General features: G+C 57.8%; 8 protein-coding genes and 1 pseudogene. 5 read left to right on the forward strand and 4 right to left on the reverse strand.

Features of this window, described 5'->3' with window-relative positions; all coding sequences use genetic code 11:
- Positions 1-631: pseudogene (locus VGU61_RS03990) on the forward strand (hypothetical protein); the annotation flags it as partial.
- Positions 632-941: 310 nt separating this feature from the next.
- Positions 942-1,340: a hypothetical protein gene (locus VGU61_RS03995; RefSeq protein ID WP_326857805.1), complete on the forward strand. Its 399-nt coding sequence runs from the start codon at positions 942-944 to the stop codon at positions 1,338-1,340.
- 180 nt (positions 1,341-1,520) lie between these two features.
- Here the strand turns inward: VGU61_RS03995 and lpdA are convergent, their stop codons facing one another.
- From lpdA to aceE, 4 genes are all read right to left on the reverse strand, one after another.
- A complete protein-coding gene (gene lpdA, locus VGU61_RS04000) occupies positions 1,521-3,350 on the reverse strand; it encodes a dihydrolipoyl dehydrogenase (RefSeq protein ID WP_326857806.1) in 1,830 nt (609 codons plus the stop codon).
- A 124-nt stretch (positions 3,351-3,474) separates the two neighbouring features.
- Positions 3,475-4,050 carry an MFS transporter gene (locus VGU61_RS04005; protein WP_326857807.1) on the reverse strand — a complete coding sequence of 192 codons (576 nt, stop codon included), beginning with the start codon at positions 4,048-4,050 and terminating at the stop codon, positions 3,475-3,477.
- Positions 4,051-4,104: 54 nt separating this feature from the next.
- A complete protein-coding gene (gene aceF, locus VGU61_RS04010; RefSeq protein ID WP_326857808.1) occupies positions 4,105-5,805 on the reverse strand; it encodes a dihydrolipoyllysine-residue acetyltransferase in 1,701 nt (566 codons plus the stop codon).
- Positions 5,806-5,992: 187 nt separating this feature from the next.
- Positions 5,993-8,689: a pyruvate dehydrogenase (acetyl-transferring), homodimeric type gene (gene aceE / locus VGU61_RS04015; protein ID WP_326857809.1), complete on the reverse strand. Its 2,697-nt coding sequence runs from the start codon at positions 8,687-8,689 to the stop codon at positions 5,993-5,995.
- Between the two features lie 249 nt (positions 8,690-8,938).
- Between aceE and folD the strand changes: the two genes are divergently transcribed.
- From folD to VGU61_RS04030, 3 genes are all read left to right on the forward strand, one after another.
- Complete coding sequence (folD, locus tag VGU61_RS04020) at positions 8,939-9,784, forward strand: bifunctional methylenetetrahydrofolate dehydrogenase/methenyltetrahydrofolate cyclohydrolase FolD (protein WP_326857810.1); 846 nt, start codon at positions 8,939-8,941, stop codon at positions 9,782-9,784.
- A gap of 4 nt (positions 9,785-9,788) precedes the next feature.
- Positions 9,789-11,855 carry a M3 family metallopeptidase gene (locus VGU61_RS04025; protein ID WP_326857811.1) on the forward strand — a complete coding sequence of 689 codons (2,067 nt, stop codon included), beginning with the start codon at positions 9,789-9,791 and terminating at the stop codon, positions 11,853-11,855.
- Positions 11,856-11,886: 31 nt separating this feature from the next.
- The coding region (locus VGU61_RS04030; RefSeq protein ID WP_326857812.1) for a DUF4124 domain-containing protein at positions 11,887-12,083 on the forward strand (197 nt) is incomplete at its 3' end.

Below are 12,083 nucleotides of genomic sequence, written 5' to 3' on the forward strand. Positions count from 1 at the left end.
CGCCGCTGCCATCGCCATCCCCATACTGTTTTCACCACTGGAAATCGATGGAAGATTCTGCTGGGATGCCGAGCTTCGGAGCAATACCCTGTTACCCAATGTTTACCGGCTATTGCACGAGACGCGACCGCGTTCCGGCACACCGGACGACTATCTTTTCATCATTGTCGATATGCTGCGAAGAGACTCCGAGCAGCTTCCTGCAAGTACGATGCAATCGCATTACCGGTTCCTGAATATTTTGCTGGGCGACAAGCTCGAGCACGACCAGGAAGCATTCGAGGTGGGCAATGCCTATCTGGATGGATTGGAGCGGCTGAGGGCGTTGGCGAATGACGGGCCGCAGTCGCCGTTGACCGCAGCGATTGAAGAGGAATACCAGAGGGCCCTCGCAAAGCGACACGCACGCGTGGAATTCATGCACATATCGCGCAAGCAATTCAAGTATGAATATGTATCGCGTGATTTCGATTTTTCGCCGCAGTACATCGATAGGCTCATCGGACAAGGGTTTGAATGTGCTTCGAAGGTGATGGATACTTTCCAGGCAACATCTTCCGAACATCTTCCAGGCGGGTTCGCCCATGCGACGACCGCCATTGATGGACGACTCGCCGCAGGATCGGCATAGACATGCAAGTAGTATCACCTGACTGGCCACGCGTCATCGACATCCGGTGTGAATTCTTCACGGCCATCCAATTCATGCCGTGGCAATGAAAAAGGGCTCATTTCTTTTTTCTACGGGAAGGTATGGATATTGCACAGGCATTGAATGTAATGACAGCGTTTGGTAATGACTTCAATTCTGGCTGCGACAGGTGCGGCATTCGCATTTATCCTGCCCGGACTTAGTATTTTCTTCCATGCACACGGGAAGAATTGCAATCGCACAGACGCTCTGTCGATGTATTTCATCAACTGAAGAGTGAGGAACGATCATGGCATCAAGCACATTAGACCCAGACAATATTCCGGAACCGGACCGCCAGCTCGGCATCGGACATGGCGCCGACGCACTAGGGCCAAGCGATATCTCCGACACAGGCAGCGATGTACAGGGCGGCCTCAGAGCAGTGGAGGAAGAAGTGTTGCCCCTGGACAGAGGAACAACCGAAGATCCGGATAGCCACAATATCGATGTGAGCAGCGAGAGTATCGATTCGGCAGGTACCGGGGAAAGTTCAACGGCCGGACGGAACAGCGACGTTGACCTTGCCGGCGATATTGGTGTGGATCGCGTCGACAGCATTGCAACCGACGACGAGGACTTTCGGGATCTCGACAGTGATATTCCGCCGCCTGCAAGGCAGGACGACAGGCCGCCTCAGCGGCGCTAGTGCAGACATGGGTGCAAGAGCCGGGCCGGGTTTGAAAGCGCAAAGTGGTCCGCCTTGCGCCGCGGACCCGGAATTTGTCTTGCACGTTACTCCGCATTTCAAACAAGATGCCCCGCTCATGCGGGGCATTTTTCTTCAAGCTCGCCGATGCCGAAAGCATGTCCGCCGCATAGCACGGCCCTATTTTTTCCGCGGCGGTGGCAGGTCGGTGCAAACGCCTTCAAATACTTCCGCAGCCATGCCGATCGATTCACCAAGCGTCGGGTGCGGATGGATCGTTTTGCCGATATCAACCGCGTCGGCGCCCATTTCGATTGCCAACGCAATCTCGCCGATCATATCGCCTGCGTGAGTGCCGACGATACCGCCGCCAACGATGCGATGCGTCTCGGCGTCAAACAGCAGTTTCGTAAAGCCCTCTTCGCGGCCGTTTGCCACCGCACGGCCGGACGCACCCCATGGGAACAAGCCCTTTTCCAGCTTGACGCCTTTTGCCTTTGCCTCGTCTTCCGTCATCCCTACCCACGCGATTTCCGGGTCGGTATAGGCAACCGATGGAATGACGCTGGCGTCGAAGTGTGACTTCTGGCCGGCGGCCGCCTCCGCCGCGACATGCGCCTCATGGACGGCTTTGTGCGCCAGCATGGGCTGGCCGATGATGTCACCAATTGCAAAGATATGCGGCACGTTGGTGCGCATCTGCGAATCGACATTGATGAAGCCTCGATCGGTGACGGCAACGCCGGCTTTGTCGGCGGCGACCTTCTTGCCGTTCGGGCTGCGCCCCACCGCGACCAGTACCATGTCGTACATGCCCGGCTCGGGTGCGGGAACAGCCGGGTCCGCCGACTCGAACGTCACCTTGACACCTTCCTTGAGCGCTTCGACCGCAACCGTCTTGGTCTTGGTCATGATCTTGTCGAAACGCTTCTCGTTGTATTTCTGCCAGACCTTCACCAGGTCGCGATCAGCGCCCTGCATCAGGCCATCCATCATTTCGACCACATCGATGCGAGCACCGAGGGTGGAATAGACAGTCGCCATTTCCAGCCCAATGATGCCGCCTCCGATCACCAGCATTTTCTTCGGCACGCCGCGCAGTTCCAGCGCACCGGTGGAATCGACGATACGCGGGTCATCCGGCACGAAAGGCAGATTCACGACCGACGATCCGGCTGCAATGATGGCCTGCTTGAACTGCACGGTTTTGCGGCTGCCGTCAGGGGTGGCGACTTCCATGTGATTCGGGCTGAGGAATTGCCCGACGCCTTGCACGACATTGACCTTGCGTGCCTTCGCCATGCCGGAGAGTCCTCCAGTCATTTTGCCGACGACCTTATCCTTCCACCCGCGCAGCTTGTCGATATCGATCTCCGGCTTCGCGAAGCTGATGCCATGTGCGGCCATGGTTTGTGTTTCGTCGATCACGGCGGCAACGTGCAGCAATGCCTTGGAGGGTATGCATCCGACGTTGAGGCAGACGCCACCCAGTGTGGCGTAGCGCTCGACCAGTACCGTCGCCATGCCGAGGTCGGCGGCGCGAAACGCGGCAGAGTAACCGCCGGGCCCTGCACCCAGTACCAGCATGTCGCATTGGATATCGGCCTGGCCGCCGAAGCTGGCGGCCTGCGGCGCCGGTGCCGCAGGCGCCGGAGCGGGTGATTGCGCGGCAGCTGCGGCGGGAGGCGTGGAAGTGCCGTAGCCCGCAGTCGCGTTTGACGATGCCGCAGCGGAAGCGGGAGCAGAAGCCGGGGCAGGCGCAGCGGCGGCTCCGGCTGCATCCAAAGTCAGCAGCAAGGTGCCTTCGGAAACCTTGTCGCCGATCTTGACCTTGAGTTCCTTGATTACGCCAGCATGACTGGCCGGGATTTCCATGCTGGCCTTGTCGGACTCCACCGTGATCAGTGACTGATCGACCTTGATCGTATCGCCGGTCTTGACCAGCAGTTCGATGACTTCAACTTCCTTGAAGTCGCCGATATCGGGGACTTTGACTTCAATCAAGCTCATAGCGTTCGCTCCGTTCGTTCCCCGCCTCTTCAAGGAACGGAGGTCGGGAATAAGTAAATTGGCTGCACCAAATAGATTCTGTCGCCCTCAGCAGGAGGGATTGGCGATCGTTCGTATTGGTCTTCTACAGATCATTTTTCACCGGCATGCTGAAAATCCGGAACGGTCCCGATGTGCTCTTATCGAATTCCGCACCGGCCTGCACGCCGATTTCCGCAATTTCCCGCGCACTTTGCAGCCGGTCATACACCGCGTACATCGCGCCGAGGGCAAAGTTGCGACCGCTGCCGATACCCCAGAACCGATCGAAGCTGAAGACTTCCCGGTACGAGTACACGCCGAAAATTCCCCTGGAATTTGCGATCAATGCCGTGATCTGCGACGATTCATACGGGTCATCCTCGTCTTCCTTCGTATTCAGGAAGTATTTTTCCTTCAGTATTTCGTGCACCCTCGAAAAGGTTTCGAATACCTCATCGCGGCTGCCGAGCCGGCATTCGTCGCCCATGGCAGTGAGCAATTTGCGCATTACCGGAAAATGCGCGGCGGTTCCGGCGAGAGTGACATACGAATCTCCGACCGGAAACACTTTTTCGTTGACTTCATAGGCATGGGACAGCCGCGTATCGCCGAACGTCACCAGGGAATCGGAAGCTATGGCAATTTCATGGTTCTTCTTGACGACGACACAGGTGGTCATTGTTGGTCTCCGTGGTTGATCGAGAAAGCACTTGCCACTTGCGTTGCATGGCCACTACAACAAGACCTTGCGCATGTCGGTCAGGACTTCGCCGAGATACACCGAGAAACGTGCCCCCATCGCACCGTCGATCACCCGATGATCATACGACAGCGACATCGGCAGCATCAGCCGCGGGGCGAACTGCTTGCCGTCCCAGACCGGTTTGATTTCCGATTTGGACAGCCCGAGGATCGCGACTTCGGGTGCATTGATGATCGGTGTGAACGCCGTACCGCCTATGCCGCCCAGCGACGAGATGGTGAATGTCGCGCCCTGCATGTCGGCGGGCTTGAGCTTGCCTTCTCGGGCCTGGGCGGAAAGATCCGCCATTTCCTGGGCAATCTGCGCGATGCCTTTCTGGTCGGCGTTCTTGATGACCGGCACCACCAGGCCGTTCGGCGTATCGGCGGCGAAGCCGATGTTGTAATACTTCTTGAGGATCAGGTTCTCCCCCTTCGCATCGAGCGAGGAATTGAAGACAGGAAATTTCTTCAACGCGGCGACACTGGCCTTGATCACGAAAGCCAGCATGGTGAGCTTGACGCCGGATTTGGCCATCGCCGCATTCGATGATTTTCTGAATTCCTCGAGTTCGGTGACATCGGCTTCATCGAACTGGGTGACATGCGGAATCATCACCCAGTTGCGGTGCAGGTTGGGACCGCTGATCTTCTTGATGCGCGACAGTGGCTGCAGTTCGGTTTCGCCGAATTTGGAGAAATCCAAGGATGGCCACGGCAGCACATCCAATCCGCCACCCTTTGCCGGAGCGCCGGCAGCGGGTGCCGGTGCGCTGACCGCCCCTGCCATCACGCCTTTGACGAAAGCCTGCACATCGGTATGCAGAATTCTTCCCTTGGGTCCCGTGCCTTTCACGCGCGTCAGTTCCACGCCAAGCTCACGAGCGAACTTGCGGATGGAGGGCGACGCATGGGGTTTGGTGCCGGAGGATTCGACAGGATCGAGCGCGGCTGTGGGCACGGACCTCGGAGTCGACGGTGGGGGTGCGGTCGCCGCGGGAGCTTTCGACGCGAGCGCGGCGATCGCGGCACCGACCGGATCGGCCGAACCCGAGGCCGGTGCGGACGGCGAAGACGCCGGCACAGCAGGAGCGGACGTACCGCCCTCCCCCTCCAGCGTCAATAGCAGCGAGCCCTTGGAAACCTTGTCGCCGATCTTGACCTTGAACTCCCTGACGATGCCGGCATGACTGGACGGGATTTCCATGCTGGCCTTGTCGGATTCCACCGTTACGAGACTTTGATCGACCTTGACCGCATCGCCGGGCTTGACCATCAATTCGATGACTTCGACGTCGCTGAAATCACCGATGTCCGGCACTTCGACGTCGAACGTGCCGGAGGACGCAGGATTCGCCACCGCCCCGGAAGTCGATGCCGGCACCAGCGGGACCGGTTGCGGCGTCGAGGGCTGTTCAGCAGGCGCTGCGCCGGCGGAAGGCGCCGAACCCGCGCCGTCTTCTTCAAGAACCAGCAACAGGGTACCTTCCGACACCTTGTCACCGACCTTGATCTTCAACTCCTTCACGACACCTGCATGACTGGATGGAATCTCCATGCTGGCCTTGTCGGATTCCACTGTAATCAGCGACTGGTCGACCTTGACCGTATCGCCCGGCTTGACCATCAGTTCAATGACTTCAACTTCCTTGAAGTCGCCGATATCCGGTACTTTGACTTCCTGCATACCCATAGCTTTAGCTCCGTTTTTGTTCTTGCGCCAATCGGCTCCTTCTCCCTGGGAGAGAAGGCCGGAATAGGATTGTGAGGGACGAGCAACGCATGCCGGGGCCCGATCTCATCACCCTCGCCCTTGTTTCCCCTCCTTTTGCAAGGAGAGGAAACCCGATAGATACCGGCGAAAAGGGATTTATTGTGAATTACAGCGTAACCGGATTCGGCTTGTTCGGATCGATGCCGTACTTGGCGATCGCCTGCGCGACGACCTTTGCGTCGATCGCACCGTCTTCGGCCAGCGCTTTCAAGGCGGCAACCGTCACATAATATCGGTTGACCTCAAAGAACTCCCGCAGTTTCGCGCGGGTATCGGAGCGGCCGAAGCCATCGGTACCAAGCACCTTGTAATTGCGGCCTTTCGGCATGAATGCCCGGATCTGTTCGGCAAAGGCGCGCATGTAGTCGCTGGTTGCGACGATCGGCCCCGTGGTGCCCTGCAGCGACTCGGTAACATGGGCAAGGCGCGGCTGTTCCGTCGGATGCAGCAGGTTCCAGCGATCCGCATCCTGGCCGTCACGAGCCAGCAGCGTGAACGAAGGAGCGGACCAGACGTCGGCGGCAATGTTCCAGTCATTCTTGAGGACTTCGGCGGCGGCAATGGCTTCGCGAAGTATCGTACCCGAGCCCATCAGTTGCACGCGCAGCTTGGCATTCTTGTCGCCCTCCTGCAGCAGGTACAGGCCCTTCAGGATGTCCTTTTCCGTACCGGGCTTCAGTCCCGGATGGCTGTAGTTCTCGTTCATCAGCGTGATGTAATAGAACACATCCTCCTGCTGCTCGACCATGCGCTTGAGGCCATTCTGGATGATGACCGCGACTTCATACGCGAAGGTGGGGTCATAGGGTATGCAGTTCGGTATGGTCGATGCGAGCACGTGACTGTGTCCGTCTTCGTGCTGCAGGCCTTCGCCGTTCAGGGTGGTGCGTCCGGCGGTGCCGCCAAGCAGGAAGCCGCGGGCCCGCATGTCGCCCGCCGCCCACGCGAGATCACCTACGCGCTGGAGACCGAACATCGAATAGAAGATATAGAACGGGATCATCACCCGGTTATTGGTCGAGTACGAAGTCGCCGCCGCGATCCAGGAACTCATCGCACCAGCTTCGTTGATGCCTTCCTGAAGGATCTGGCCGGCCTTGTCCTCGCGGTAGTACATCACCTGGTCCTTGTCGACCGGTTCGTAAAGCTGGCCCATCTGGTTAAAGATGCCGATCTGGCGGAACAAGCCTTCCATGCCGAAGGTGCGGGCCTCGTCGACCAGGATGGGCACAACGCGCTTGCCGATGTTCTGATCGCGCAGCATGGTCGTGATCATACGTACGAAAGCCTGCGTCGTGGAAATCTCTCGGCCTTCGGCAGTGGGGTCCAGCACCGCCTGGAAGGCAGCCAGATCAGGAACCTGGAGCGTTTCGTCGGCTTTCATCCGCCGCTGCGGCAGATAACCGCCGAGTGCCTTGCGACGCTCGTGCAGATACTTCATCTCCGGCGAATCCTCGGACGGCTTGAAGAAAGGAATCTCCGCCAGCTTGTCATCAGGGATGGGAATATTGAAGCGGTCGCGCATGTCGCGGATCGCCTGGTCGTCGAGCTTCTTGGTCTGGTGCGCGGTATTGCGCGCCTCTCCCGACTTGCCCATGCCGAAGCCCTTGATCGTTTTCACCAGCAGGACCGTCGGCTGGCCTTTCGTATCCTGTGCATTCTTGAACGCGGCGTAAATCTTGTGCGGATCGTGGCCTCCGCGATTGAGACGCCAGATGTCGTCATCGGACATCTTGCTTACCATCTCCAGCAGCTTCGGGTGCTTGCCGAAGAAGTGCTTGCGTACGTAAGCGCCATCCTTCGCCTTGTAGTTCTGGTACTCGCCATCCACGGTTTCCATCATGACGCGCTGCAGTATGCCTTCCTTGTCGCGCGCCAGCAGTTCATCCCAGTAGCCGCCCCAGATCACCTTCACCACGTTCCAGCCCGCACCGCGGAAATCGGCTTCCAATTCCTGAATGATCTTACCGTTGCCCCGCACCGGGCCGTCAAGGCGCTGCAGATTGCAGTTGACCACCATCACCAGGTTGTCGAGCTTTTCACGGCCGGCCATACCGATCGCGCCCATCGACTCCGGCTCGTCCATCTCACCGTCGCCGCAGAATACCCAAACCTTGCGGTTATCGGTCTTGGCAATGTCGCGTGCATGCAGGTACTTCAGGAAACGCGCCTGATAGATCGCCATCAACGGGCCGAGCCCCATGGACACCGTCGGGAACTGCCAGTAGTCCGGCATGAGCTTCGGATGAGGATACGAAGAAAGGCCCTTGCCATCGACTTCACGACGGAAATTCAGCATCTGGTCTTCGGTGATGCGGCCTTCGAGGAAGGAACGCGCATAGATGCCCGGTGACGAATGCCCCTGGATATAGAGCAGGTCGCCGCCGTGGTCCTCGGTCGGCGCATGCCAGAAATGATTGAAGCCGATGCCCAGCATATTGGCCAGCGAGGCGAAGCTGGAGATATGGCCGCCGAGATCGCCCTCGCCGCGATTGGTCTTGACGACCATCGCCATCGCATTCCAGCGCATCCAGGAACGCAATCGTTCCTCGTATTCGAGATTGCCGGGACAGTGTTCGCCGAGATGGGCGGGGATGGTATTGACGTAAGCGGTATTGCTGGAGAAGGGAATATGTGCGCCACGGCGGCGGGCCAGATCGACCATGCGCTCCATCAGGTAGTGCGCACGCTCAGGCCCTTCTGTTTCGATGACGGCTTCGAGCGCGTCGAGCCATTCCTGGGTTTCCATTACATCGGGATCGTTGGCCGCTTGGGCCAACACTTGGTCGAGCTGAGCTGACATAGTGCGTCTCCTGATTTATTGACCATCCGATTTTGGAATGCAATCGGGCTATTTTTGACAACGTTTGAACGTGGTAGTGCGCAATGAAAATATTTTAACAGGTGTTTTTGATAATTTCAAAATACGGTACTTAATTTCATATTGCGGAATACCTGGATCGCATCGTCCACTTGTGCCCCTTCCGCTTCATGGCTTCCTCTCAGCGAGGTCTTATAATCCTGTTTTAATCGTTTCTTTCCCTCGCTCACCATGTCCGCACAACTGATCAACGGTACTTTGCTTTCCCAACAACTGCGCGCCGATGTCGCCAATCGCGCTTCTGCCCTCACCGCTCGCGGCAAGCAGCCTGGCCTGGCGGTCGTACTGGTCGGCGACAGCCCTGCATCGCAAGTGTATGTGCGCAACAAGATCAAAGCCTGTGAAGACAACGGTATCCATTCAGTGTTCGAAAAATACGATGCCGACCTGACGGAACAAGCATTGCTGGCCCGGATCGATGCATTGAACCAGGATCCGAAGATCAACGGCATCCTGGTCCAACTGCCCCTGCCTCCGCATATCGACGCCCACAAAGTCATTGAAGCGATTGCACCGGAGAAGGATGTCGATGGATTTCACATCAGCAATGCAGGCTTGCTGATGACTGGACAGCCTTTGTTCCGCCCCTGCACGCCATACGGCGTCATGAAGATGCTGGAATCCATCGACTATCCGGTGCGCGGTGCGCATGCCGTGATCGTCGGCGCCTCCAACATCGTTGGCAAACCGCAAGCGATGCTGCTCTTGCAGGCCGGTGCAACCGTCACCATCTGCAACTCCAAGACCCGTGATCTCGGCCACCATACGCGACAGGCGGATATCCTTGTGGTTGCCACGGGCAAGCGCAATATCGTGACCGCCGACATGATCAAGCCCGGCGCGGTCGTCATCGATGTCGGAATGAACCGTGACGATGAGGGCAAACTCTGCGGCGACGTGGATTTTGCCAATGCACGGGAAGTAGCCGGCTATATCACGCCGGTACCCGGCGGCGTTGGTCCGATGACGATCACGATGTTACTTGTCAACACAATCGAAGCTGCTGAAAGAACCTGACTGAATGAATGCCAATTTGAATCCCCTGCTCGACTTCTCCGATCTTCCGCGTTTCGATGCGGTAAAACCCGAACACGTTACGCCGGCGATTGACGCTTTGCTGGCAGAAAGCCGCGCCGTCGTTGCACGACTGGAAGCGCCTGCCACGGAGGTCAGCTGGGAGAGTTTCGTCGAACCGCTGGAAAACGCGACCGAGAAGCTGGGACGCGCATGGGGTATCGTGGGGCACCTGAATTCGGTTGCCGACACACCGGAATTGCGTGCCGCATACAACGAAAATCAACCCAAGGTTACCGAATTCCGCACATCCCTTGACCAGAACCTCGCGCTGTTCCAGAAGTACAAGGCACTGCGCGCCAGCGCTGCCTACGAAACGCTTTCCCCGGCGCGCAAACAGATCATCGAACATGCGCTGCGCGATTTCCGTCTCGGCGGCGCCGAATTGCCGGACGATAAGAAGCAGCGCTTCGCCGAAATCCAGGAACAGCAGGCGGCATTAAGCACGAAGTTTTCGGAAAACGTGCTTGATGCGACGAACGACTTTGCATTGTTCATCGAGGACGAAGCCGAACTCGATGGGTTACCCGACGATGTCAAGCATGCGGCGCAGTCCGCGGCCGAAAAGGATGGCAAGACCGGCTTTAAATTCACCCTGCATTTCCCTTCCTATTTCCCGGTTCTTCAGTACGCGAAGAACCGTTCCCTACGCGAGCGGATCTACCGCGCCAATGCAACGAAGGCATCGGAACTCGGCGCCAAACCGGAGTGGGACAACACGAAAAACATCGCGGACATCCTGAAACTGCGCGCCGAGGAAGCCAGGCTGCTGGGGTTCAACAACTACGCCGAAGTGTCTCTTGTAGCCAAGATGGCCGATACGCCGCAACAGGTCATTGCCTTCCTTGAAGACCTCGCGAAGCGCGCCCGCCCGTTTGCGGAGAATGACCTCGCCGAAGTCCGGGCATTTGCGAAAAAGGAGCTCGATCTCGATACGCTGGAAGCATGGGATATAACCTATGCATCGGAGAAACTGCGCCAGCAGCGGTATGCATTTTCGGAGCAGGAGGTAAAGCAGTACTTTCCGGAACCGAAGGTGACTGCGGGACTATTCCGCCTGGTTCAGACATTGTTTGGCGTTGACATCAAGCCGGATTCGGCTCCTACCTGGCATAAGGATGTAAAGTTTTTCCGCATCGAGAAAGACGGCCAGTTGATCGGACAGTTTTATCTGGACCTTTATGCACGCGCAGGCAAGCGCGGCGGCGCATGGATGGACGATGCGCGCGGTCGTCGCCGACTGCAGCAAGGTGTGCAAACGCCGGTGGCATATCTGACCTGCAATTTTTCCGGTCCTGTGGTGGTGAACGGTGTCGCCCGGCCCGCATTCTTCACCCATGACGAAGTCAATACGTTGTTCCACGAGTTTGGGCATGGTTTGCATCACATGCTTACCCAGGTTGATGAACTCGGGGTATCGGGAATCTCCGGGGTGGAATGGGATGCGGTGGAGCTGCCGTCCCAGTTCATGGAAAACTTTTGCTGGGAATGGGATGTGCTGCAACACATGACCGCACATGCCGATACCGGCGAACCGCTGCCCCGCTCCCTGTTCGACAAGATGATTGCGGCAAAAAATTTCCAGTCCGGTCTGCAGACGCTGAGGCAGGTGGAATTTTCGTTGTTCGATATGCATCTTCACTACGATTATGACCCTTATAGCAACAAGAGCGCCCAGGACGTTCTGGCCGAAGTGCGCCACCGGGTCGCGGTGCTGATTCCTCCCTCGTTCAATCGCTTTCAGAATTCCTTCGGGCACATATTTGCCGGCGGGTATGCGGCGGGATACTATAGCTACAAGTGGGCGGAAGTGCTGTCGGCCGATGCCTACAGTGCGTTCGAGGAGGCCGGTGCCGCTGAAGGCAACATCCTGTCGGAGCAGACCGGCCGGAAGTTTCAGCGTGAAATCCTGGCCATGGGCGGATCACGCCCGGCCCTGGAATCATTCAAGGCATTCCGCGGACGCGAGCCGAATATCGACGCCTTGTTGCGTCACAACGGCATGACCGCATAAAAACATCAATTGGTTCAACAGGGGGACAACCATGAACTACGCTTTGCCGGCATCCGCATGCCTGATTATGTTGTTTTCGGCGAGCGTCCACGCGCAGTTGTACAAGTCGGTCGGGCCGGACGGAAAAATCACTTATAGCGATACGCCGCCGGCCAAGGCAGCGAAAGTGGAAACCAAGCCGATTGGGACGGGCGGACCGAGCACATCCGGCCTGCCCTTCGAACTGGC

Origin of the sequence: Noviherbaspirillum sp., from assembly GCF_035944575.1 — a bacterium.
GTDB lineage: Bacteria > Pseudomonadota > Gammaproteobacteria > Burkholderiales > Burkholderiaceae_D > Noviherbaspirillum.